22 protein-coding genes are annotated in these 25883 nt (G+C 37.6%); 12 read left to right on the top strand and 10 right to left on the bottom strand.

Going from position 1 to position 25883, the window contains the following annotated elements:
- Nucleotides 1-51: 51 nt before the first annotated feature.
- A complete protein-coding gene (locus tag M030_RS0106510) occupies nt 52-744 on the bottom strand; it encodes a hypothetical protein (protein WP_027372755.1) in 693 nt (230 codons plus the stop codon).
- Complete coding sequence (pnuC, locus tag M030_RS0106505) at nt 741-1409, bottom strand: nicotinamide riboside transporter PnuC (protein WP_027372754.1); 669 nt, start codon at nt 1407-1409, stop codon at nt 741-743. The genes M030_RS0106510 and pnuC overlap by 4 nt, the downstream gene beginning before the upstream one ends.
- A gap of 164 nt (nt 1410-1573) precedes the next feature.
- On the opposite strand from pnuC, the gene M030_RS0106500 reads away from it, so the two are divergent.
- From M030_RS0106500 to hemN, 3 genes are all read left to right on the top strand, one after another.
- Nucleotides 1574-3091 (top strand): amino acid permease, encoded by a 1518-nt coding sequence (locus tag M030_RS0106500; protein WP_027372753.1) that lies wholly within the window; start codon nt 1574-1576, stop codon nt 3089-3091.
- A 41-nt stretch (nt 3092-3132) separates the two neighbouring features.
- Complete coding sequence (locus tag M030_RS0106495) at nt 3133-4146, top strand: WD40/YVTN/BNR-like repeat-containing protein (protein WP_027372752.1); 1014 nt, start codon at nt 3133-3135, stop codon at nt 4144-4146.
- 178 nt (nt 4147-4324) lie between these two features.
- Nucleotides 4325-5683, top strand: a complete 1359-nt coding sequence (gene hemN / locus M030_RS0106490) for an oxygen-independent coproporphyrinogen III oxidase (protein ID WP_027372751.1) — start codon at nt 4325-4327, stop codon at nt 5681-5683.
- 106 nt (nt 5684-5789) lie between these two features.
- On the opposite strand, the gene M030_RS0106485 is transcribed toward hemN, so the two are convergent.
- Nucleotides 5790-7154, bottom strand: coding sequence for a PQQ-dependent sugar dehydrogenase (locus tag M030_RS0106485; protein ID WP_027372750.1), 1365 nt, complete (start codon nt 7152-7154; stop codon nt 5790-5792).
- A gap of 216 nt (nt 7155-7370) precedes the next feature.
- Here M030_RS0106485 and M030_RS0106480 point away from each other — a divergent pair, with 216 nt between their 5' ends.
- The 3 genes from M030_RS0106480 (at nt 7371) to M030_RS23820 (ending at nt 12603) form a co-directional block, all read left to right on the top strand.
- Entirely contained in the window at nt 7371-10265 is a 2895-nt protein-coding gene (locus tag M030_RS0106480) for a protein translocase subunit SecDF (protein ID WP_027372749.1), read from the top strand.
- A gap of 155 nt (nt 10266-10420) precedes the next feature.
- On the top strand, nt 10421-11653 hold the full coding sequence (locus M030_RS0106475) for a TCR/Tet family MFS transporter (RefSeq protein WP_027372748.1): 1233 nt from the start codon (nt 10421-10423) through the stop codon (nt 11651-11653).
- A gap of 149 nt (nt 11654-11802) precedes the next feature.
- A complete protein-coding gene (locus M030_RS23820) occupies nt 11803-12603 on the top strand; it encodes an arylamine N-acetyltransferase family protein (RefSeq protein ID WP_051584924.1) in 801 nt (266 codons plus the stop codon).
- 70 nt (nt 12604-12673) lie between these two features.
- Here the strand turns inward: M030_RS23820 and M030_RS0106465 are convergent, their stop codons facing one another.
- The gene (locus tag M030_RS0106465) at nt 12674-13621 is read right to left on the bottom strand and encodes a hypothetical protein (protein WP_027372747.1); all 948 of its coding nucleotides are present in this window, start codon (nt 13619-13621) and stop codon (nt 12674-12676) included.
- Nucleotides 13622-13942: 321 nt separating this feature from the next.
- Between M030_RS0106465 and M030_RS0106460 the strand changes: the two genes are divergently transcribed.
- From M030_RS0106460 to M030_RS0106445, 4 genes are all read left to right on the top strand, one after another.
- Complete coding sequence (locus M030_RS0106460; protein ID WP_027372746.1) at nt 13943-14278, top strand: twin-arginine translocase TatA/TatE family subunit; 336 nt, start codon at nt 13943-13945, stop codon at nt 14276-14278.
- A gap of 3 nt (nt 14279-14281) precedes the next feature.
- On the top strand, nt 14282-14848 hold the full coding sequence (locus M030_RS0106455; RefSeq protein WP_027372745.1) for a phosphatase PAP2 family protein: 567 nt from the start codon (nt 14282-14284) through the stop codon (nt 14846-14848).
- Entirely contained in the window at nt 14845-15654 is an 810-nt protein-coding gene (locus M030_RS0106450) for a tetratricopeptide repeat protein (protein ID WP_027372744.1), read from the top strand. The genes M030_RS0106455 and M030_RS0106450 overlap by 4 nt, the downstream gene beginning before the upstream one ends.
- Before the next feature lie 95 nt (nt 15655-15749).
- Nucleotides 15750-16211 (top strand): tRNA (cytidine(34)-2'-O)-methyltransferase, encoded by a 462-nt coding sequence (locus M030_RS0106445; RefSeq protein WP_027372743.1) that lies wholly within the window; start codon nt 15750-15752, stop codon nt 16209-16211.
- Nucleotides 16212-16278: 67 nt separating this feature from the next.
- Here the strand turns inward: M030_RS0106445 and M030_RS0106440 are convergent, their stop codons facing one another.
- Nucleotides 16279-16752 carry a 23S rRNA (pseudouridine(1915)-N(3))-methyltransferase RlmH gene (locus M030_RS0106440; RefSeq protein WP_027372742.1) on the bottom strand — a complete coding sequence of 158 codons (474 nt, stop codon included), beginning with the start codon at nt 16750-16752 and terminating at the stop codon, nt 16279-16281.
- Nucleotides 16753-16842: 90 nt separating this feature from the next.
- Complete coding sequence (locus tag M030_RS0106435; protein WP_051584922.1) at nt 16843-17829, bottom strand: GlxA family transcriptional regulator; 987 nt, start codon at nt 17827-17829, stop codon at nt 16843-16845.
- 116 nt (nt 17830-17945) lie between these two features.
- Between M030_RS0106435 and M030_RS0106430 the strand changes: the two genes are divergently transcribed.
- Nucleotides 17946-18395, top strand: coding sequence for a DUF1569 domain-containing protein (locus M030_RS0106430; protein ID WP_027372740.1), 450 nt, complete (start codon nt 17946-17948; stop codon nt 18393-18395).
- Nucleotides 18396-18649: 254 nt separating this feature from the next.
- Nucleotides 18650-19663 (top strand): YihY/virulence factor BrkB family protein, encoded by a 1014-nt coding sequence (locus tag M030_RS0106425; protein WP_027372739.1) that lies wholly within the window; start codon nt 18650-18652, stop codon nt 19661-19663.
- On the opposite strand, the gene nhaA is transcribed toward M030_RS0106425, so the two are convergent.
- From nhaA to acs, 4 genes are all read right to left on the bottom strand, one after another.
- Nucleotides 19660-20838: a Na+/H+ antiporter NhaA gene (nhaA, locus tag M030_RS0106420; RefSeq protein WP_027372738.1), complete on the bottom strand. Its 1179-nt coding sequence runs from the start codon at nt 20836-20838 to the stop codon at nt 19660-19662. The two genes, M030_RS0106425 and nhaA, sit on opposite strands and share 4 nt — an antisense overlap.
- A gap of 2 nt (nt 20839-20840) precedes the next feature.
- The gene (locus tag M030_RS0106415; RefSeq protein WP_027372737.1) at nt 20841-23051 is read right to left on the bottom strand and encodes a RelA/SpoT family protein; all 2211 of its coding nucleotides are present in this window, start codon (nt 23049-23051) and stop codon (nt 20841-20843) included.
- Between the two features lie 112 nt (nt 23052-23163).
- A complete protein-coding gene (locus M030_RS0106410; RefSeq protein WP_027372736.1) occupies nt 23164-23529 on the bottom strand; it encodes a hypothetical protein in 366 nt (121 codons plus the stop codon).
- A gap of 405 nt (nt 23530-23934) precedes the next feature.
- Nucleotides 23935-25875, bottom strand: a complete 1941-nt coding sequence (gene acs, locus M030_RS0106405; protein ID WP_227533401.1) for an acetate--CoA ligase — start codon at nt 25873-25875, stop codon at nt 23935-23937.
- Between the last annotated feature and the right edge of the window lie 8 nt (nt 25876-25883).

Genomic DNA, 25883 nt, shown 5'->3' with positions numbered 1-25883 from the left:
AAAATGAAAAACGAACAGTGTTAACTGTTCGTTTCCTTATTTATAATCGTTTTATCTAAAACCACCGGTATTTCTTTCTGAACCGCCTGAGCTCCCTGAACTCGTTGATCCGCTTGATCCACTTCTGAATCCACTACCGCTCGAAGATTCTGAACGGTAACTGCTGTTGCTGTTACTGCTGCTTTCATTTCTGAAACCTCCGTTGTTCGAGTTTGTGCTTCTTTGATTGTTTTGAAAACCACTACCTTGTCTGAAGCCTCCGCTGTTTTGATTTCCCTGGTTGTTCTGGTAACCGCTGTTGTTTTGGTTTCTGAAACCTCCGCTGTTGCTGTTGTTTCTGCTACTGTTATTATTTTTGTTGTAGAAGCCACTACCATTGTTGCTGCCTCCGTTATTATAAAAACCACTACCACTGTTGGTCTGACCTCTGAAACCGTCAGGTCTTGAAGTTCCTGATCCCGATCTTCTTTCTACATATACCTTCCTTCTGGAGTTGTTATAATTGTAGTAGTAATACGGAGCTCCGTTATCGTAGTAATAATTAATATTGTTTCTATAATAATAGCCGTCATTTCCCCAGTATCCGCCACTTCCATAATATCCGGAAGGTGCATAATAATATCCATTATTATAATATGGATCACCATAACCTCCATTGTATCCATAGCCATCCGAATAGGCCATACAAGATGTTAAACTACTAATAGCTATAATACTGAACGCTATTTTTAATAAATTTTTCATGACTTTATTGTACTTTTTTCTTTAAAACTTTTTTTCCAATTTAGATATCCTAAGATAGCCATTATAGTAAATACCAAATATTGAACCGAAGTGATTCCAAGACCCTTAAAAATCATCATAGGGATGCAAATAAGATCTCCGATAATCCAGAAAATCCAGTTCTCAATGCGTTGTTTGGCCATAAACCACATTCCTACTAAAAATATGGATGTGGTAAAAATATCCATCCAATTGGCCCAGTCGAGATGATATAATCCGAAACTAGCTCCTTCCATATTATCAATATAAGGTTTGCAATAATAAATAAAAGTGACAAATGCCAGGCTAAAGACAAAAAGAAAACTTGCAAAAACCCATTCTTTTCTGGTGGCCCATGTAACGTCCACATGCACATGATCTTCTGAATTTTTTGCCCATAAAATCCAGCCATAGATACTCATTATTGTATAGTATACATTAATCAGACAATCTCCGAGCAATCCGAAGTTGAAGAGAATATATACATAGATCAGGGTAGAAATAATGCCGGTAGGGTAGACCCATATATTTTTCTTAATGGAAAAATATACGCTCAATGTTCCGAAAATAGCACCTGCCGTTTCCAGTGCGATTTGTAAAGAATCGTAGCTTTCATAAGGCTTTACAAAAAGTTCATATAAATTCATGCGATCAAAAATAAGCAAAAATAAGGACTTTTTAAAATAGATTAAATAATGTGTTGTTTGGGTTTTTAAGACATTAATGTAAAATAAATCATGAAAGTTTAACGATAAACGTGAGAGTTCCTAAATTTTTTATATTTTCGTGAATCCTTAATAAATAAAAAAACATGTCGAAAATTTGGGTTAAGAAGCCACTAAGTGCCTATGAGGCAGATATGAAGAAAAGTGAGCTGAAAAAAGTCCTTGGAAAATGGAGTTTAACAGCAATTGGAGTAGGTGCTATCATTGGTGGTGGAATCTTTGTTCTTACCGGAACCGGAGCCTATTATCATGCCGGGCCGGCACTGGCAATCTCTTTTATTATAGCAGGTCTTGCCTGTGTTTTTGCAGCATTATGTTATGCGGAATTTGCATCTATTATCCCTGTTGAAGGTTCTGCATATGCTTACGCTTATGGTACGGTAGGTGAAATTTTCGCCTGGGCCATGGGGTGGTGTCTCATCCTCGAGTATGCGATGGCCAGTATGGCTGTTTCGGTGAGCTGGTCCGGATATTTTAATAAGTTTTTGAAGATCTTTAACATTCATTTGCCTGCTTATCTCACTTCAGATCCTGCAAGTTATACAGGGGAAGGTTTTTCGATGAACCTGCCTGCATTTATTCTTGTATTATTAATTACTGCATTGTTGGTAAAAGGAACTAAAGAAGCTGCAGGAGCAAATAACCTGATCGTTTTAATGAAAACTTCTGCTGTTATTTTTGTGATCATAGCAGGTGTTTACATCATATTTTCTAATAATGACCTTTATAATGCGGTTGACGGAGTTAAAAACTGGAAACCTTTCATTCCGGATCAGATAAAAATTAAAAACTCTGAAGGTGATATGGTCTCAGCCTATGGTATTCAGGGAATTATTTCCGGAGCAGCAGCCATTTTCTTTGCTTATATTGGTTTTGATGCTGTATCTACACAGGCTGGAGAGGCGATCAACCCTAAGAAAGATGTGCCTTTTGCCATTATCGCTTCATTATTGATCTGTACTGCTTTATATATTTGTGTATCTCTTGTATTGACAGGGATGATGCATTATTCTGATTTTGATCCTGAAGGAAAATATCCTGATGCAATTAAAGCACCGGTTGCTTATGCATTTGAAATCGCCGGAAAACACTGGGCAAGTAATATTGTAACCATTGCAGCTACCGTAGGATTGATCTCTGTAGTAATGGTAATGATGATGGGGCAGTCAAGAATCTTCATCGGAATGGCAAAAGATGGGTTAATTCCAAGATTCTTCGGTGAACTTCATCCAAAAACAAGAACGCCTTACAAAGGAATTATTCTTCTGGGAATAGTGGTAGCACTTATTGCTGCCCTTACTCCAATTTCAACATTAGCCGATATGACCAGCTTTGGAACTTTGTTTGCGTTTACCCTGGTTTGTATCGCCGTTTGGGTGATGAGAAAGAAAGAACCTACTTTAATCAGACCTTTTAAAGTACCTGCTTACAAGCTGGTAGTAGCTTTGGGAGTGATTATCAATCTATACTTAATATACAACTTAAGTGATCACGCAAAGGAGCTTTCAGGAGCTTGGTTGTTGTTAGGTGGTGTTGTATATTTCGCTTACGGAAAAAGAAACAGTAAACTTAACAATCCTGAAAAATATCAGGACGAAAAATAATAATATAAACCGCTTCGGCGGTTTTTTTTAGCCCTATCACTATGAAAAAAATATTTTCCCTGGTATTTCTGTCCGCAGGAATCTGTACATTTTCTCAACAAATAGAAAGTGTTGAAACTCTTTTAAATGATAAAATTAGCATTCGTGCACTGGAACTGTATGGCCATAAAGTGTGGTATAGCGGAACCGATTCTAAGTTTGGATTTGTAGATATAAAAGATACTAAGAATCAGAAACAGATTACATTATCACCAGATAAACTTCAGTTCAGAACGTTGGGACAGGATAAAACTGATTTTTATACCATTAATATTGAAAGTCCCGCTCGTTTTTTTAAAATCAGTAAAAAAGATCTGACCTCTGAAATTGTGTATACAGATACGGCAAAAACGGCGTTTTACGATGCGCTGCATTTTGTCAATGATAAATTGGCTTATACTTTCAGTGATGCTGATAAGGATAATATACTGAAACTGGCCGTATATAAAGACGGAAAATGGGGAATGTTGAAAAATGATGTTGTCTTAAATCCGGGTGAAGCCGCTTTTGCAGCAAGTAATACCAATATCTCATCCTCCAGAAATTATATGTGGATTGCGACAGGTGGAAAAGCATCAAGAATTCTAAGGCTGGATTTTAAAAATGAAAAATTCGAAATTTTCACAACTCCTTTTGTTCAGGGTGAATCTTCACAGGGAATGTATTCAATAGACTTTTATAATGACCAGTTTGGAGTTGCCGTAGGAGGAGATTACACCAAACAGGATGCAAATATTGATAATATCGCTACAACCTATGATGGCGGGAAAACATGGCAGATACAGGCTTCAGGACAAAATGCAGGGTATACAACTTGTGTGAAAATAAAACCGGGCTCGAAGGGGAAAGAAATGATTGCCCTAGGAGACCGGCACATCAGCTATTCTTCAGACTTTGGAAAAACATGGAAGAAAATTTCTGATGAAAAAGGACTTTTCGTTGGGCAATGGGTGGATGGAAATAGGGTAGTAGCTGCCGGCAATAACAGGATAGTACTCTTGAAATTAAAATTTTAAATATAACGAATAGAATTTATCATTATTACACCAATGCCCCGATACGGCGTATTTAGATTCATTATAAAATAGAACCTAATATAATTCATAGATTGAAATTCATAACTAATGGTTAATTTTGTAGGATGGAAGTTGAACGATGTTAAACTTCCCCACCGTATAAAATTTTATTTTCAAAATGAATTCTTTAATAGATAAGTATAATATTCCCGGGCCGCGTTACACCTCTTATCCTACCGTTCCGTATTGGGATGAGTCAAGTTTTTCTCCGGAAAAGTGGAAGGAGACTGTGATCAGATCTTTTCATGAGACCAATGCAGCAGAGGGAATTTCTATTTATATCCATTTGCCTTTTTGTGAAGCTCTATGTACGTTTTGTGCATGTCATAAACGCATTACAAAACAGCATAGCGTTGAAATTCCTTACCTGGAAAGTGTATTGAAAGAATGGAAACTATATCTTGAACTTTTCAATGAAAGACCAAAATTAAAAGAGCTTCACCTGGGAGGTGGCACTCCGACGTTCTTCTCACCTGAGAATTTAAAAACATTGCTGGAGGGTATTTTTACAACAGTAGATATTGCAGAGCATCCTGAATTTTCTTTCGAAGGACATCCGAATAATACTACTAAAGAACATCTTCAGACTCTATATGATCTGGGCTTCAGAAGGGTAAGCTTTGGAGTGCAGGATTATGACCCTAAAGTACAGAAGGCGATTAACAGAATCCAGCCTTTTGAGAATGTGAAAAACGTAACCGAGTGGGCTAAGGAAATCGGGTACAGAGGCATCAGCCACGATTTGGTTTTCGGATTGCCACACCAGAACTGGGAAGCGATGGAACATACCATCAGAAAAACGATGGAATTGAAACCTGACAGACTCGCGTTTTATTCTTATGCCCATGTTCCATGGGTAAAAGGTGTTGGCCAGAGAGGTTTCGATGAGAATGATCTGCCTAGTGGAGAAGAAAAACGCCGTCTGTACGAAGATGGTAAAAAACTTCTTCAGGATTTAGGGTATATCGAAGTAGGAATGGATCACTTTTCTCTTGAGCATGATGATCTGTACCAGTCTTTGATCCATAAGAAACTTCACAGAAACTTTATGGGGTACACCTCAAGCAATACACAGCTCATGGTAGGATTGGGAATGTCTGCTATTTCAGATTCATGGTATGCTTTCGCTCAAAATGTAAAAACAGTGGAAGATTATCAGAAAATGGTTGAAGAAGGAGAAATCCCTGTAGTGAAAGGCCACGTTCTGAACGAAGAAGACCTGATTGTAAGAAGACATATTCTGAATCTTATGTGTCAGCTTGAAACCACTTTCACCAGCAATACGTCTTTCCCTGAGCTTGAAAATGCCCTTGATATGCTGAAAGAAATGGAAAATGACGGATTGGTAGAAATCAACGGTAAAGAAATTAAAATCACAGAAGCCGGAAGAGCTTTCACAAGAAATGTAGCGATGGTTTTTGACCTTCGTATGCTGAGGAATAAACCTGAGACGAGAATTTTCTCTATGACTATATAAAACAAAAGCGGTTCATCATCTGAACCGCTTTTTTATTGATTGTAAAATCTTGTTCGAAAACATCTGTTTGTGAGGCCGAATTAAAGCATCGTAAAAATCGATCATTTTATTTAATAATCAATTTTTGACTGTATGATTTAAGATCTCCTGATTTCAGGTTAATAAAATAGACTCCGGCCGGAATTTTCGAAATATCAATACTTTTGTTTGCCGCATTTGTTTCCAGTACTTTTCTGCCCTCTGTGTTGATGATTTCTACACTTGCTTTTTTATCTTCTACTCCTTCTATAAAGATTTCTTTACTTGCCGGATTAGGATAAACACGTATTTTTTCTAAACTCTTATTGTCCTGTGTTCCCAAAGTTCCCGTGGTCACTTTGAAAATTTTTCCGCTATTCACTGCTGCAACGTAAAGTTCCTTCTGATAATCCTGCCCGAAGGTAGAAAAATTGTTTCCGGTGTAAGCTGAAGTCCATGTAATGGTATTATTCTCATCCAGAATACCGATCTGAGTAGAGCAGTAGTCTGCAAAGAAATATTTTCCCTGAAGTGACGGATACTGGGCACCCCGGTAAACATATCCTCCTGTGATGGAACATTTGCCTCCGGAGTGGTCATATACCGCAACAGGGAATGTCATTGTTGATTGTGCGGGACATCCTGCCGTGTTGTACGCATTATTTCCTTCATAGCAACGCCATCCGTAATTGAGCCCTGCCTGTGTGATAGGCATTTTATTGATTTCCTCAATGGCACCTTGTCCTACATCGGCGATCCATGCATTTCCGGTCGTAAGATCAAAAGAAAATTTCCATGCATTTCTTAGGCCATAAGCCCAGATTTCATCCAAACCATCTACACCAGCCCCTGCGAAAGGATTATCTGCCGGAATATTATAAGGCCCGGTAGCATCTACGTCGATTCTCAGCATTTTTCCAAGAAATGCATTCTTGTTTTGCGCATTGTTGTTGGGGTCGCCACCACTGCCTCCGTCACCGGTAATAATCCATAATTTTCCATCCGGTGCAAAATGAATGCTTCCTCCATTATGGTTGTCGAAAGGTTTTGGAATATTCAGGAGAATTTTTTCAGAATTAGCATCAGCTACATTCGGATCAGCTGCACTTACAGAATATCTGGCTACAACTACATTTCCTGCCGGGTTGTTATAATACACAAAAAAATACCCATTCGTTGAGTATTGCGGATGGAATGCGAGTCCTAAAAGTCCTCTTTCGCCTCCAAAAACAATTTTTGAACTGATGTTGAGAAAATTTGTGGTATTTACAGCTCCGTTAGGTTGTACAATTTTTATAATCCCGTTCTGTTGTACGACAAATAGCCGGCTGTCGTTGGCGTTCGTAATCTCCACGGGACTGGTTAATCCCGAGACAAATTCTTCCAAATTAATGCTCTGCGCATTAACGATTAAGGAAGAAAAAATACTTAATGCAAAAAGTAGATTTTTCATAATATTTTGATATTTAGTGCGTTGATGTAAGAATGAAAATTTTATACCAATTAAAAATTGAAAAATTTATTACTATACCATGAAAAAATTGTTAAATCTAAAATAGAGGTCAGGATGTCAATATATCTGAAAATAAACCATTTCTGTTGTTAAAAATTCATAAAATACAAGAAAATCATTATATTTGCCGACTTAATTTAACGTAGTTATAACAAAATGCAAGGAAAAGGACTTATTACAATTGTTGCTATTGTCCTGGGGTTGATTTGCTTAAACGAGCTATTACCAACCTGGTACGCCAGCAAAATTGAATCGCAGATCGAAGCTGCGAAAGGAAACGAGAAAGAGATCAAACGAATCAAAGAAGATACTCTTAATCTTGGGTATACGAAGCTTTATTATTCAAAAGCTAAGGATAAGGAAATGAAATTGGGTCTTGACCTAAAAGGAGGGATCAACGTCCTTTTGGAAATCAACCAAAGAGATCTGGTAAATGATTTAACAAATTATTCTACCAATCCTGTTCTTATTGAGGCTTTAAACAAGACTGATGAAGTTCAGAAAAACTCAACAAAATCTTATATCGATAACTTCTTTGAGCAGTTCGATGTAATAAACAAAGCAAAAGGAACGAACCTTAAGCTTGCAGATCCGGAACTTTTCGGTAACACCAATTTATCTGAAATCAAGTATAATACCACTGATGAGCAGGTAAAAAGTATTGTTAAAAGAAGAATTGATCTTTCTGTAGGAACGGCTTTCGAGGTAATCAGAACGAGAATTGATAAGCTTGGAGCGATCCAGCCAAACGTTCAGAGAGTACCTGGTACAGCCAGAATCTCTGTGGAGATGCCTGGTATGAAAGACATTGATAAAGTAAAGAAAATGCTTCAGACTTCTGCAAAACTTCAGTTTTGGGAAGTACAGCAGGTTCCTGAAATCGGGCCTTATTTCCAGACGTTGACAACTATGGTTGCTGCAAAAGGAGATTCAATGGGAGTTGCAAAGAATGTAAACTTCATGAACCTTTTACAGCTTGACAAATTAAGAAGTAATGGTGTTGCTAACGTAAAATTATCTGATACCGCTGCTGTAAATAAAATTCTAAACAGCAAAATAGGTATTGCTTCACGTCCTGCAAACATTAAATATACACAGTTTATGTGGGGTTACAAGCCTGAAGCTACAAGTCCTGATGATTTGGTATTGTATGCGATCAGAAGTAACATCAATCAGAAAGCTCCGGTGGACGGTGCTGTAGAATCTGCAAACATTAGCTACGACGAGCTTGGAAGAGTAGTAGTAGACATGCAAATGGATTCTAAAGGTGCTAAAGAATGGAAAACTTTAACAGAGAAAAACGTAGGGAAGCCGGTTGCGGTAACGCTTGATGGTAGAGTATATACGGCGCCAAACGTTGTTAATGCCATTCCTAACGGTAGAACTCAGATTTCCGGTAACTTCTCTCAGGAAGAAGCTAAAGAATTGGTAGATGTTTTAGGAGCTGGTAAATTACCTGCAGGTGCAAAAGTAGTACAGGCGACTCAGGTAGGTCCGTCTTTAGGACAGGAGTCTATCAACGCGGGTATGATTTCATTTGCCATTGCATTCATGATTATCATTGTTTATATCATTTTCTATTACGGTGGTGCCGGTGTGTACGCAGTAATTGCAATGGTTATCAACTTATTCTATATTTTCGGAATTATGGATTCCGGAGACTTCACCCTTACGCTTCCTGGTATCGCAGGTATCGTATTGACGATGGCGATGGCGGTAGATACGAACGTAATTATCTACGAAAGAACGAAAGAAGAATTATTTGCAGGGAAGAGTATCCTGGAAGCTTATAAAGATGGTTTCAAGCATGCATTAAGTGCGATTATTGACGGTCACTCAACAACGTTGTTGACCGCTGTGGTATTATTCTTCTTCGGAACAGGTCCTATTAAAGGATTTGCACTGACGTTGATGATCGGTATTATCATGACATTGTTCACGTCTGTATTGTTATCAAGAGTAATGATTTTCCACAGACTGAACAAAGGGAAGCACCTTTCTGTATGGACTCCGCCTACGAAAAATTTATTCAGAAATACCTGGATAGATTTCATCGGAAAGAGAAAATATGCATACATTATTTCTGCTGTTTTAACGGTGATTTCTATTGGTTCTATGGTAACCCATGGTTTCAAATACGGGATCGACTTTACAGGAGGTAGAAATTATGTGGTAAGATTTGATAAAGCTGTAAATGCTAATGATGTTGAAGAAAAATTAGTAAAACTATTCAAAACTGAAGACGGTAAAAACTCTTCTGTAGAAGCTAAGACATTCGGAAACGCCAATCAGTTGAAAATCTCTACGGATTACCTTATTGAAGATGAATCTTTAAAGGCTGACCAGACGATCGAGCAAAAACTATATGAAGGATTGAAAGCAGAACTTCCTGCCAACATTACTTTAACGGATTTCAAATCTGCAGATAAAGATCACGCGGGGATCATCTCTTCAGAAAAAGTAGGTCCTACAGTAGCTGATGACATTCAGACACACGGTATTCTTGCTGTAGTAGCTGCATTAGCTGGTATTTTTATCTATATTTTATTCAGATTTAGAAAATGGCAGTTCTCTCTGGGTGCTGTAGCAGCATTATTCCACGATGCGGTTATTATTCTGGGAACGTATTCATTACTTCACAAATATATGCCGTTCAATATGGAGATCAACCAGGATTTCATCGCTGCCATCCTTACAGTATTAGGATACTCTATTAATGACACGGTGATTATCTTTGACAGAATCAGAGAGTATTTGAGAGAGAAGAAATCTTTAACATTAGCTGGATTATTTGATGACTCTATTTCAAGTACATTAGGTAGAACATTCAACACTTCATTCACTACAATTCTGGTGATCCTTGCGATCTTCATCTTTGGTGGTGATAACTTAAGAGGATTTATGTTTGCCATGTTAATCGGTATTGGATTCGGTACGTACTCATCTATTTTTATTGCATCAGCAATTGCTTATGACTTCCTTAAAAAAGGAAAAGAAGATGAAGTACACGGGAAGACCACTTCCAATAAAGAAGTACTTGCTTCGAAGTAAGACAAACTACAATAAATTAGTAAAGGCCGTTTCTTTTTGAAGCGGCCTTTTTTTAATTTAGAACTTCAATATTGATTTTCAATGTTTTTTTTACCAATTAACTTATCATAATTTAGAATCATTATACTTTTCTATTTGATTAATTTTGCACCATCATGGAAAACTCAAAGAAAAAGGCAGCCATTGGCTTTATATTTATTACTTTATTGATTGATATTACGGGATGGGGTATCATTATTCCTGTAGTCCCTAAACTCATCGAAGAATTAATTCATGCAGATATCAGTGAGGCTGCAAAATATGGCGGCTGGCTAGGATTTGCCTACGCTTTTACTCAATTTATATTCTCTCCGCTCGTGGGGAATCTTAGTGATAAATACGGGCGAAGACCTATTATCCTGATTTCTCTTTTCGGGTTTGCTGTAGATTACATCTTCCTCGCATTGGCTCCCACGATCTGGTGGCTGTTTTTAGGAAGGATTATTGCAGGAATTACCGGAGCAAGTATCACGACTGCGAGTGCCTATATTGCAGATATTTCGAACGATGAAGACCGTGCCAAAAATTTTGGATTAATCGGGGCGGCTTTCGGACTAGGCTTTATTATTGGGCCTGTAATTGGAGGAGTATTGGGACATTATGGAGCCAGAGTACCTTTCTATGCAGCGGCAGGTCTTTGTCTGCTTAATTTCCTGTACGGATACTTTATTCTTCCTGAAAGTTTGGCTAAGGATAAAAGAAGAGAATTTGACTGGAAGCGCGCCAATCCCATCGGATCATTTAAGTTTTTAGGAAAGCATCCTGAGATTTCGGGATTAATTGTTTCGTTAATTCTAATCTATATTGCAGGCCACGCAGTACAAAGTAACTGGAGCTTCTTTACCATGTATAAATTCAACTGGACGGAAAGGATGGTAGGAATTTCACTGGGGGTCGTGGGCTTATTGGTTGGACTCGTACAGGGAGGTCTTATCAGATGGACGACTCCAAGGCTGGGAGAGCAGAAAAGCATTTATTACGGATTGGCATTTTACGCTGTCGGAATGTTATTGTTTGCTTTTGCGTCAGAGGGTTGGATGATGTTTGTATTTTTAATTCCATATTGTCTGGGAGGAATCTGTGGGCCGGCCCTGCAATCCGTGATTACCAAAAGTGTTCCTTCTAACGAACAGGGAGAGCTTCAGGGAGCATTGACCAGTCTAATGAGCGCAACCTCTATTATCGGTCCTCCGATGATGACCAACCTCTTTTACTTTTTTACGCATGATGAAGCACCGTTTAAGTTTTCAGGAGCGCCATTTTTCCTTGCGTTTATATTAATGGCAGTGAGTGTGATCGTTACGTATTCCGTGTTTAATAAAAAGAAAGATAAGATTAAAGAGCTTTAGAAAAGATAAAAAGTCAGAAAATAAGGTTAAGGTGTTGATTACTTTAACCTTATTTTTTTGATCATCATTCAAGGGTTATTTTCCAAAATATTCTATAATTTTACAATAATAAATCAGTTGCAGAGCTGAGAAAATAAAACACATAAATTATGAATCAGTCAAAGCTTGAAAAATACCTGGAGAGAATCTATTATTCAGGTGAGCTGGGAAATGATATGTCGGTACTAAAGAAAATTCATCAGCTGCATCCTAAATACATTTCTTTTGAAAATATCGATTCTTTTACAGGAAAAGTTCCGTCTCTGAATGCGGATGATATTTTCACCAAATTGGTCGTGAACGGCAGAGGAGGCTATTGCTATGAACAAAATCTGCTCTTAAGCGAAGTCCTGAAATTTTTGGGATTTAACGTAAAGCTGCAATTGGGAAGAGTAGTATGGAAAAGGGAAGTGGATAGTATGGCTGCCAAGAGTCACCTGTTGCTGATCGTCAATAATGACGGAAAGGACTATCTGGCGGACTGTGGTTTTGGAACTGTAACATTAACCAAGCCTTTGCTTTTAGATGAAGAAGAACCCCAGCAGACACCTAACGGTTTGTTTAAGATTTCACAACAAAACGGGATGTATGCATTATGGACCTGGAAAGACAAATGGCTGCCTATTTACAGGTTTGCCCTCGAGCAGGTAGATCCAATAGACCTTGATATCGTGAACTGGTATCTTTCTACGTATCCTGAGTCCAATTTCAAAAAGAATCTTGTTCTTTCTAAAGTGGACGAAAATGCAAGGTATACTTTTACCGGTCATACGTTAAATATACGCAGAACCACAGGAGAAAAAGAAACGGTTTCTATAGAAAATAACGAAACCCTGTATCAAATGATAAGAGAAACTTTTGGGCTTCAGGAAAATGCCGTTGAGCAATTAAAACAGAAGTTGGAGAAATAATAGCGATAGTTTGAAAAATAAAAAGGAAGCCAACCGGCTTCCTTTTTTTAATCATTTTGAATTCTGAAGTTTATGGATAAAGTGATTTGGTACCATTGGCTACAATATTACTTCCCAGTCCTGAAAATGATACTGAGAATTTACTTGCATTAAAGCTCAGAGAGCCTGTAGGAGTACAAAGTCCCAGTGCATACTGGCATTGTCCGAAAGCTCCTGTCCTTCTCAGGATTTTACTTTCACTTTTTGCTTTTCCTAAACTGATATTTCCCCAGTCATTTACATCAGCATTAGAAACAGAGGAACCTGTGTAATAAATGGTGATCTGATACCCGATTTCACCTCTTTTAGATCCCCAAAGCCAGTTGGCAGTCCACCATTCCTTATACCATTTGGAAACTACTTTTGAAGCCTGATTGGTGTCTGATATTTCGGTTTGCCCTCTGGTATCCATCATCACCAGGCCTCCAAAGACATTGTCCCAGATTATTCCTGAATCATTATAAAAGCATAATGTTGTAAATTTTCCCGCTTTGCTGTTCCAGGTTACTTCCATAACATTGGTTCCGGTTTTAATTTCGTCGGTAACTGTTTCTTTTAATCCTTTTTGAGCAAGAATTAAATCGTCTCCGGAGTATAAATCACTTATTTTTCCAATTTTTACCGAAGATGGTTCCATGATATTTCCCATGGCAATAAACTGATCTCTATCAGCGACCAGATTTTGAGAAATCTCAATACCTTTTACAGTAGAAATTTTACCTATGACATTGATTGCTGTAACCTGTAAATCATTTTTCAGATACTTTTCAATATTTTTCTGTGATTCATTCAGTTGAGCTTGCACAGTTTCAGGAATTACAGCAGAAACCGGAGTTGTTTCTTTTTTAAGATCAGCTGTTGAAACTTTAGCCTGAACGCTTTCCTGTTGAGCTGTTTCATTATTTTCATCTCGGCAGCTGTTAAGCAGCAATACTGAAAATACGGCTAACACTTTAAAAGTAGTAAGTAGTTTTTTCATAAAATATTATTTTGTTGTGTGTAGTAAATATACTAAAATGTTATATTATTCTCATTGTTTTGAATTAATTGTTTGTTAATAATTGATAATTGTTTTAAAATAGTAAGTATCAGGGAATAATAGAGATGAAGCTTACCCTATGAAATTCAGAGATAGAAATAGTACAGGTGAGAAATGGAAATAATAAAATCAGCAGCCAATACCTGCTTTGTACGTTGCTTTCATTTTCAACCTTCAACTTTCCATTGAGTAAATCTTAAAATTTGTTTAAAATTTTTAGTTTACGACAAATAAATGTATAATCTTTTGTAATTTTACCCCATGGAATTAAGCATTGGAGAAATGGCACTCATTGCCATTGCAATCGTTGTATTATTCGGACCGGATAAACTTCCTCAGATTGCGCGTGACTTAGGTGCAGGCGTGAGAAAAATGCGTGGAGCAGTGGAGGATATTAAAACGGAGATCATGAAGGAAACGGATAATCCGGTTTCTGAGATTAAACGTGAAATTGAAAAAGTGAAAGATGCTGCTAAAGATTTCAATCCGGTGAATGATATCAAGAAAGATATTTTAACAGAACCTACTGCATCCAACGAACCTCCGAAGCCGAAGCCTTCTGAAGATGAGACGTATGAAGGGCCTGTAAGCAGATAAGGTATGGAAGAAATTATTCTGGAAGATAAAAAGGTTTTTTTATACCTTAATAATCTGGGGGATCCCGCTTTTGATCAGCTCTGGATGTTGATTTCCAGCACATGGATATGGGTTCCGCTTTATATTATATTTCTTTATTTTTTATACAAAAATTTTAAACTAAGATCTTTAGTTTTCATTCTTATATTTTTGGCGCTTGGAGCAACGGTTTCTGACCAGTTGGCCAATGTATTTAAGTACGGAGTGGCAAGGTTAAGGCCATGTCATGACCCTTCTTTAGAACCTTATATGAGAATTGTAAAATGTGGCGGGCAGTACGGATTCTATTCTGCACATGCTTCCAATACATTTTACCTGGCTGTTTATTTAGGGATTTTATTAAAGAAGAAAGTAAGATGGTTCCCCTATGCTATATTGGCGTGGGCAATAGTTGTGTCTTACAGCCGGATTTATTTAGGAGTGCATTTTCCTATAGATGTGTTGGTGGGAGCGTTTGCTGGTTCTTTAGTGGGAGTGATCTTTGGTGCACTCGCGCAAAAAGTGATCAACAAACAAAACATAACACCATGAAAAAATCTTTTTTACTCCTTGTTTGCCTTGGAGTTTCTTTTCTGAATGCCCAGGATAAAACTCTGGCAGAAGACTGCTTTAAAAAGGCAGATTATAAATGTGCTGAAGAGCAATATGCAAAGCTGGCAGAAAAAGAACAAATCCAGAAATTCAAATCCGAATATTATGACAAGCTGGGAACCGCGCAGAGAAGACTGGGAAAGACCGCACTTGCCTTTAAATCTTATGAATCAGCTTTGAAATCAAATCCGATGTCTGCCCCGGTCTATGCTGATCTTGCATCACTGCACAGCCAGAAAGGGAACAAAGCAAAAGCACTGGAATATATTGATAAAGGTCTTCAGGTAGATGATAAAAACCCTGAGTTCTATCTTACGCGTTCCAAAATCTATGACAGCCAGGGAAAAAAAGATCTGGCTATCAGGGATCTTAATCAGATTTTGAGTTTTGCCCCGGATAATATTTTTGCAAAAACGGGCCTGGCAAATTTAAAAAAAAATAACGGTGACCTTGAAGGTGCCCTGAAAGACTATAACCAACTTATTGCTGAGAAACCCGAATCATTATTATACAATAGCCGGGCAGAAGTATATTTAAAAATGAAAAAATATAAAGAAGCCCTTGCAGACGTCAATAAAGCCGTTTCCATTGATCCGAAATTTTTGCAGACGTATGTGACTAAAGCTTTATTATTATTTGATACTGCTAAACCAAAAGAAGCTTGTGAGAATCTGGATAAGGCAGTGTCACTAGGCTATGAGAAAGCCGTTCTGGCCGAATATTATGCGAAATGCATCAAAAAGTAAAAAAACTTAAAACTATAATAACATATACACAGGAGCCTGTTGTCAAGTAAACAGCTTATTGTGGATTTAAAATATATATTAAAGAGAAAGGATACATGCTGAATATTGTTCTTGTAGAACCCGAAATACCCAACAATACCGGTAATATCGGAAGATTATGTGTAGGTACTGAAAGCAGGTTGCACCTGATTCATCCGTTTGGATTTGTCATCAACGATAAAAATCTAAAGCGTTCCGGATTAGATTATTGGGTACATCTGGATGTTTCCGAATACGACAATGTTGAAGAGTGGATGAAGAAAATTCCCGATTTGTCAAGAGTTTTCTTAATGAGTTCTCATGCCGAAAAATCGTATTTGGATAATGAATTTCAGGATGGTGACTGGCTGGTATTCGGGAAAGAAAGTGTGGGATTGAGCCAGGAAGTTTTGGCGCTTTTTGAAAATCATCTGACGATTCCGATGTCAAACTTAATACGCAGTTTTAATATTGCCAATTCTGTAGCTTTTGTCGTGGGAGAAGCCAAAAGGCAGATCAATGTAAAAGCTGGAATTTAGCAGATAAATTGTGGTAAATATAAAAAAAAGCCTCATGATTTTGAGGCTTTTTTTATTGGAAAAATTTTTAGTCGTTGTGATATGGCTTTCCCTGAAGGATCTGATCAGCACGATAAAGCTGTTCTACAATAAACAACCTTATCATCTGGTGGGTAAACGTCATTTTAGAAAGAGACATCTTTTCATTGGCTCTGCTGTACATTTCCTCTGAAAAACCATAAGCACCACCTATGAGAATATGTACTTTTTTAACGGAAGAATTCATCCAGGCATCAATTTTCTGGGAAAACTCTCGGCTGGTCAGCTGTTTCCCTTTTTCATCAAGAATCACAACCAGATCATTTTTATCAATATGGTTTAAAAACAACTTTGCTTCTTCCTTTTTAAGAAGATCCGAAGACAGGTTTCTGGCATTTTTTACATCCGGAATTTCTGTAATTTCAAAATTCCAGTGTTTGGGAAGGCGATTGAGATAATAATTAATTAAAGAGGTAATTTCCTTATCGTCCGTTTTGCCGATACAAAGTAAACTGATTCGCATTATAAGAAGTTTCAGGCCGCAAAGATACTGCTTTAAAGTGGAAACAGGAAAAAGACAAATGAAGGATAAGGGTATTCCTGTCTTTAGTATCTATTCCGTCAAGCTGCCCCGGAATCTGTTTCTGTAATCGACGGGTGTACATCCTGTTATTCTTTTAAATAACGTCCTGAATGTTTTCAAATCACTATATCCGATGCTATAAGTAACATCAGCGATATTGGCTTCTCCCGTTTCCAGTGCTTTTTTGGCAGCTTCTATTTTTATCCGCTGAATATATTCTATAGGATTCAGAGCAGTGGCATTTTTAAACCTCCGGATAAAATTTCTTTTACTCATGTTGACTTCGCCTGCAATTTGCTCTACAGAAATGTCTGACTTGAACTTTTCTTCAATATAGCGCTGCGCTTTATGAATTTCAGGATCATCATGGAGACGCTGGCCAGAAAAAATACTAAAAACACTTTGTGAAATACGACCGTAATCTAACGCGTAATATTTACTTAGCTCAACTGATATTTCTTTAGAGGAATTCTTTTCTATAAAATAAAGCAGAGCATTGAGGGATGAAAAGCCTCCTCCTCCGGTAATAACAGCTTTTGAATGAGTTACGACATGATCCGGTTTAAAATCGATCAGAGGATATCTCTTTTGGAGATCTTCCATTGCTCCCCAGTGGGAGGTGGCCGGCATTCCATTTAATATACCTGATTCAGCCAGAAAATAAGCACCGGTACACAGGCTGATGATTTCAGCTTTCTGATCATATTTTTCCTTTATCCAGTCAACAAGTTTTCTATTTTGCACCAGTAAAGAATCAATAGCCTCTTGATCCGTATTCATAGGGGGAATAATGACAACTTCCGTATCGAAATGATCCGAAATGATTTTGCTGCACTCAAATAAAATGGGAAGGGCAGATTGTACCTTTTTCGCTTCAATACCTATTAAATCAATTTGAAACGGCACAGGCATTCCTTTTCTTACAGCAGCTTCATTAGCACTTGTAAGCAATGCCAGGGTGTTGGAAACCGCAGTAGATAATACGCCTTCATATACTACGAGTGAAATATGCTTCATTATAATGATTTGGTAGTTAAATATACTTAAAATCTGGCACAAAATCCACTCTTTAATGTCATTTTTACGTAGTAATCTTTAGGGCAGGTGGTCATAATTTTACAAAAAGATTTATTATGAAAACAATATTTGATCCTGCAACAAGAGAGGAGCTGGTAAGAAGGATTACTATGCTCACCCCGGAAAATAAAGCAGAATGGGGGAAAATGAACCAGTACCAGATGATAAAACATTGCACGACATGGAATGATTGGGTCCAGGGAAACGGAAAATATCAGTACAGGCAGGAATTCTTAGGCAAGCTTTTTGGAAAAATGGTTTTAAAAGGTATTACCAGGAATGAGAAGCCTCTGGGAAAAAATGCACCGGCAGGTATTTTCACCATTAAAGAAACGGATGGTGATACTGAGTTGCAGAAAAAAGTATGGCTTGAGCAGATCAGGGCATATGGCAATTTTTCAAATCCCGGCTTTATCCATGATTTCTTTGGGAAAATGACCATGGAAGAGATTGGTATTTTTGTATATAAACATATGGACCATCATTTACGGCAGTTCAAAGCATAGAAATGATATGAATTAACATATTGTAAATATTTTTAAGATAATTGTAGAGCCCATTCATCTATAAATGATAAAACATCGGCATTTTTATGATTTGTCATCTGCCGGTGCCAGGTTTATACAATTCACCTTGGAGAAGAGCAAAGGGAAATTGTTTATATTTGTAAGCAGAGAGATAAAATATTTAAAAGCTCATGTAGCGATTCCGGTTTTGAGTTTTTTTAATCTTTCTTTTTAATTGTGAAATGGCAACATAGATGAGTATAAAAGTTCCCCGATTTGTCCTGAAGATTCAGGAATTTTTTGACAACATACATATTCCTGTTTTAGGGATATCGCTTTGGCAGATGTTTCAGATTTATATTTCGGGAATTTTTAAAGGAAAAATAGGACGAAAAGCAGCGGCGATTTCATGGAGTTTTACCATCAGTCTGTTTCCTTTTATCCTTTTTTTGCTTTCTGTTTTGCCGTACATGCCCCATTACGATAAATTGCAGTTTTATATTTTTGAAGTACTGATGCATAATGTTTTCCCTTCCAATATGGAAAGTGATGTAAGGGATTATATCGAGCACAGCATAATCCCTAACATGAAAGGAATCAGTAATCTGACCATCGTGTTGGCCCTGGTTTTTGCAACAAACGGTACTTTTTCCCTGATCAACGGGTTTAATGAAAATTCGGATGAAAAACTGAGTGATGTAAAGGAATTTATACTGTCTTTTTTTATAACAATAGGCTTTATTACCATTGTATTTTTAACCCTTTTTGGGGTTTATTATGTAGAAGTTGTAATGAAACTCTTTGCTCCGGCTTATGATATTCCGTGGCTGGTGGATAATTTGTCAAGTATCATAGGGTTTGTATCCTTTCCGTTATTTTACTTTATTCTTCTGACTTTATTTTATTGGTTGGGAACTGTAAAGATTGCCAGATTCAGACAGGCGATTCCCGGGGCTATTCTCACCACCATATTGTTTTTCCTTACCACATATGTATTTGCAATTTATGTAAAGGATATAGCAAGGTATAACGTTCTTTACGGGTCCATCGGAAGTATGATCCTGCTGATGGTATGGGTAAATGTGAACGTGTATCTTCTTTTATTCGGAAATGAACTGAATATGGCTATCAGAAAATTAAGAATAGAAAAGCTACTGTCTGATGAGATTCAGCGGGAAACCATTCAGTATCATACAGGAATCGCTGAACCTGATTTTGACAACAATGAAGAACACCGGAGAAAGCTGGAAGACCGGAAAAAGAATTAATCTTCTTCCGGCTCCATATTTTCTTTTGAACTTATACTTAAGATTGTAAAACCTGCGATCGCAGCCACAAAAGAGGCAATTAAAATAGCAAATTTAGCTTCATCCTGAATCTCAATCTCTCCTTTAAAAGACAGCAGTGCAATAAAGATAGACATGGTAAATCCTATCCCTGCCAGTAGGCCTACACCGATCATTTGAGTCCAGTTGCTGTTTTGTGGTAAGGTGCTGAGCTTTAGTTTGATGGCGATCATCGAAAACAGATTGATACCGATAAGCTTTCCGAGAATTAACCCTCCAATAATTCCCATTCCCAAAGTACTTGTAATTCCTGTAACCATATGACTTGTAAAAGTAATATTGGTATTGGTAAGCGCAAATATAGGCATGATCAGGAAGCTTACGGGGATGTGAAGCTGATGCTCCAGTTTCTCTAAAGGAGAAATTTCTACATGAGAAGCATTCGTAGGAATACTAAATGCCAGTAAAACTCCTGCAATTGTTGCATGAATTCCTGAATGATGAAGGAAATACCATAAAAAAAGACCTGGAATAATATAAAATATAATACGCGTAACTTTTAGGAAGTTTAACAGGAATAATAAGGCTGTCACTCCCAAAGAAAGCAGTAAATAACTCCAGTGAATCTGCTCGGTGTAAAAGATGGCAATCACCAGGATCGCTCCCAGGTCGTCTACGATAGCCAATGCTGCCAGAAAAATCTTGATAGAGTTTGGAATTTTCTTTCCCAGCATTGAAATAATAGCAAGCGAAAAAGCAATATCTGTAGCCATCGGAATTCCCCATCCGTTGCTGTATTCAGTTCCTGTGTTGAAAATACTGTAGATTACAGCCGGAACCAGCATTCCTCCCACGGCCGCAAAAATCGGTAATGAAGCATTCCTAAAAGATGAAAGTTCTCCTTCTACCAGTTCTCTCTTGATTTCAAGGCCAACCAAAAGAAAGAAGACTGCCATCAGCCCGTCATTGATCCAGATGCTCACAGGGTATTCAAGCCCAAACAGGTGAGTACCTGCTTCTTTGTCCAGGAAATGTTGAAAGCCTTCTGCTAAAGAGGAGTTGGCGATAAGTAATGAAATCAGGACACAGAAAATAAGGATAATTCCTGATGCCTGGCTGTTGTTGAAAAATTTTTTAAAATAAAGAGATAAATTCATATTTATGATTGTAGTCGTCTCACTCTTGAAACACCGTTGATATTTTTTAGTTTTTTAAAGGTTTCTTCCAATTGGCCTTTATTTTTAACTTCAAGCGTAATGTTTCCGGTGAAAACGCCGTTATTAGACTCAATGGACATGCTTTTCATGTCCATTCCCATGCTTCCGCTGATTACTGTAGTGATATCATTGATCATTCCCATTCGGTCAAGTCCTTCAATTTCAATCTTAACTCTGTTTTTGAAGCTTTCAGCATTGACCCATTTGGCCGGAATGACACGGTAATCGTATTGTGCCCTCAGGTTGATTGCATTGGGACAGTTGTCGCTGTGCACCTTAATTCCGTCTGAAATGGTAATAAATCCGAAAATTTTATCACCCGGAATGACCGTACAACATTTGGCATAGCTGTAATTCAGTTTTTCTTCATCCTTTCCGAAGACGATCATATCGAGATTTTCCTCTTTCGGTTCTTCAAAATGATGGTTTTTCGTAGGAGATTTTCTGAATCTTGAAAGTAAGTTATTGAATACGTTTTTACTTTCAATATATTTTCTTAAGCTGCTGACGTCAAGCTCGTTGCTTTGGAATTTAAGGAATAACTCCTGAGATGATTTAAGATTAAAAAACTTCTGAAGTTTATTAATTTCTTCGTCATTAAAGTTGATTTTCGCATGTCGCAGTTTTCGCTGCAGGATTTCCTTTCCTTCTTCTACCAACTGGTTTTTCTGAGAGTTCAGATAACTTTTGATTTTTGACTTCGCTTTGGAGGTAACGACAAATTCCAGCCAGTCAGACTTTGGTTTCTGATTTTGGGAAGAAAGAATGTCTACCTGATCTCCGTTCTGGAGAATATAGGAAATCGGAACCAGTTTTCCGTTGATCTTTGCTCCTAAACATTTCATTCCCAAATCGGAATGCACAGAAAATGCAAAATCCAGAGCCGTAGCATTGGTAGGAAGGATCTTAATTTCTCCTTTCGGGGTAAATACAAATACCTCTTTGGAATAAAGGTTAAGTTTGATATTATCCAAAAGTTCAGAAGTAGAAAGATTCTGCTGCTGTTCCAATACTTCCCGGATTTCTGTTACCCATTTTTCAAAATTACGGTCATCAGAGCTTTGTTTGTATCCTTCTTTATATTTGTAATGGGCAGCAACCCCTTTTTCAGCGATTTCATCCATTCGTTCCGAACGAATCTGTACTTCAATCCATTTTTTATCCGGACCCAGAACAGTTAAATGTAAACTCTCATATCCTGTAGAACGTGGCTGAGTGATCCAGTCACGCATCCTTGATGGATTACTGTGGTATACATCGGTAACGATAGAGTAGATTTTCCATGCCAGGAACTTTTCATTTTTAGCATCAGATTTATAAATAATTCTGATCGCATAATTATCAAAAACCTCTTCAAATGAAACACCCTGCTTCAGCATTTTTCTGTAAATGGAAGAGATGGCTTTGGCGCGGCCTTTGATTTTGAAATTCAAGCCTTCTTCCCTTAGCCTTTCCGAAACTTCTTTTGTGAATTCCTGAATATATCTTTCACGGTTTTCCTTGGCCAATTCCAATTTTTCCGTGATTTCATTATAGATTTCCGGGTTATTGTATTTTAACGAAAGATCTTCCAGTTCCGACTTGATGTTATACAATCCCAGACGGTGAGCCATCGGAGCATAAATATAAACCGTTTCTGAAGCGATTTTTTTCTGCTTATCGGGAGCCATGCTTTCCAGGGTTCTCATATTGTGAAGACGGTCCGCAATTTTAATGAGGATGACCCTGAAATCTTCAGAAAGCGTTAATAAAAGCTTCCTGTAGTTTTCAGACTGCACAGAGATATTCTGATGGTTCATGATGGATATTTTCGTTAATCCGTTCACGATAGCAGCAATTTTTTCTCCGAAGATTTTTTTCAGATCTTCATAGGTGTAGTCAGAATCCTCGATCACGTCATGCAGGAGCGCACACGCAATAGACGTTGCTCCCAAACCAATTTCTGTTGCCACAATTTTGGCTACAGCAATGGGATGGTAGATGTAGGGCTCTCCGGTTTTTCTCCTTTGATCTTTATGGGCATCCAACGCAATATCAAATGCCTTTCGGATAAGTTTGTTGTTTTCCTCATCCAAAGTTCTGTATGTGTTCGAAATCAGATCCTTATATCTGGCAAGGATCTCTTTGTTCTCTTGTTCTAAGTCGTAACTCATTTGTGCAACTGCCTATATTTGAACGAAAATACGAAAATTTTTACGTTTTTCAAACATAAAAGATCCGCAGAAGGCTCTACGGATCTTTTGCAGTTATTAGCTTTTAAGTCGTTTAAAACTTTACTTCCGAGTTCATACCGTCACTTGACGTTTTTATTTTTATATCAGGACTATTATGGATATCAGCCCTGTTTCTCGCATCAATGTATTTCTTAATAGTATCATAATTGGTCTCTGCCATACTCATACCCTCAAACAAATAGGTTTTTAGAGCCGTATTCTGAATAAAAATATTCCGGGCACTTTCTATCTGACTGTTGTCCTTTACAGTAACACTTGCCAGATACTGAGAATTATGAGAATTATTATTAAGGTATATCATGTAATCTGAATCTTCAAATCCTGAATTTTCTAAATCACTTTCAAGCTTCTTGTAATCGCTGTGGTGCTCAAATAGCCCCGCTAGTATATTTGACATAGTTAATTGGTTTAAAGTTATGACTAAAGTTAATGATTATTTTTCTATTTATTTAATAAAAATTGTTAATTAACATTCTGATCATAACATAAATTACAATTGATTAAAATTATACTAAACAAACGTTTGATTTATAATGATTGTAGTAATTTTTTTTGATCAGTATCAGTTGGGGAATGTGGGCCTTTACGTTTTGTGAAATTTTAGAATACAAACAAGGGGTGTAAAGAATGGAACCTTTTTCTATTCAGATTAACAATTTTTTTTTGCTAAGTTCCACAACTTTTGTACTTACTCCGTTTTTTTTCAATTATTGAACGTGATGATTGAAAACTCTGAATTTTTCGATGTGGGATAAAAAATAAAAGCCCTGGCAGTGACTCCGGGGCTTTCTATTTGTGTATATTAAATTCTTTCGTTCTTTATTTCTTCTACGATTTCAGGGTTTAGAAGAGTAGAAATATCTCCAAAGTTACTGAAATCACCTTCTGCGATTTTTCTCAATATTCTTCTCATAATCTTTCCTGAACGTGTTTTAGGAAGCCCTGAAACAAATTGTATCTTATCCAGTTTGGCAATCGGTCCGATCTGATCAGCAATCAGCTGGTTGATTTCTTTCTTAAGATTTTCCTTATCACGGCTTTCTCCGGTTTCTTTAAGGGTTACATAGCCATATAAACCGTTTCCTTTGATGTCATGCGGGTAACCTACGATGGCAGATTCCGCAACGGCAGGATGCTGATTGATGCTGTCTTCGATAGGAGCCGTTCCCAAATTGTGTCCGGAAACGATAATCACATCGTCTACACGTCCTGTAATTCTGTAATAACCCACTTCATCCCTTAAAGCACCGTCACCGGTAAAGTATTTTCCCGGAAAAGCAGTGAAGTAAGTTTCTTTATATCTTTGGTGGTCTCCCCAGATGGTTCTTGCGATCCCCGGCCAGGGAAAACGGATGCATAGATTTCCGGTCACCTGGTTTCCTGTAATTTCGTTACGTTTATCATCCATCAGCACCGGTTGGATACCCGGTAAAGGCAGGGTAGCATAGGTCGGTTTTGTAGGGGTAACAAAAGGAAGTGGTGAAATCATAATTCCTCCCGTTTCGGTTTGCCACCACGTATCTACAATAGGACATTTTTTCTTACCTACATGATCGTTAAACCAGTGCCACGCTTCGTCATTGATCGGCTCACCCACAGATCCGATCACCTTTAATGTGCTTAAATCATGCTTGTCTACCCATTCCGTACTTTCTTTTGCCAGTGAACGGATAGCGGTAGGAGCGGTATAAAATTGTGTGATTTTATGTTTTTCAATGACTTCCCAGAAACGATCCGGCTCCGGATAAGTAGGAACTCCTTCGAAAATAACTGTAGTGGCACCATTCAATAAAGGTCCATAAAGAATATAAGAGTGGCCTGTAATCCAACCGATGTCGGCGGTACACCAATAAATATCATTTTCCTTATAATTAAAGACATTTTTAAAAGTATATGCGGTATAAACCATATAACCGGCAGAAGTATGAAGCATTCCTTTTGGCTTTCCTGTAGATCCTGAAGTATACAGAATGAAAAGAGGATCTTCTGAGTCCATGATAACCGTTACGAAATCCGGGGAAGCTTTATCGTATAAGTCGGCCATCCAGTAATCGCGGCCTTCTTTCATGTTGATTTCATTATGAGTCCTTTTCACTACAAGCACCTTTTCAACCGTTGGTGTTTTTTCCAGGGCTTCATCCACAATAGTCTTTAAATCCAGAACTTTACTGCCTCTATAACTTCCGTCTGAGGTAATGACCATTTTAGCTTCGCAATCATTTACTCTTGAGGCCACGGCCGCTGCCGAGAATCCTGCAAAAATAACGGAATGAACTGCTCCCAGTTTGGCACAGGCCAGCATCGTAATAGCCAGTTCGGGAATCATAGGAAGGTAGATGCATACCCTGTCGCCTTTTTGAATTCCCATTTCACTGAGAACATTGGCGGTTTTATTGACACGGGTGTAGAGTTCGTTATAGGAGATATGTTGTGCGTCTTCTTTCGGATCATTCGGTTCCCAGATAATAGCAGTTTTATCTCCTCTTACAGAAAGGTGTCTGTCAATACAGTTTTTAGTAATATTAAGTTTGGCATTTTTAAACCATGTGATTTTGGCTTCATTCATATCGTACTTAACAACCTTGCTCCATCTCTGATACCACACAAAGTTTTGATCGGCTACCTTATCCCAGAATTTTTTAGGATTTTTGATAGACTTCTTATATTCTTCAAAATAATGTGGTAAGTCTTCTATTAAGTAATTTCTCATATCCCTTTCGTTTTTGAAATTTGAATTGTTTATATTTTAAA

The sequence above is a fragment of the Chryseobacterium sp. UNC8MFCol genome (assembly GCF_000482305.1).
GTDB classification, from domain to species: Bacteria; Bacteroidota; Bacteroidia; order Flavobacteriales; family Weeksellaceae; genus Chryseobacterium; species Chryseobacterium indologenes.
This window is presented reverse-complemented; position numbering and strand designations above follow the sequence as displayed.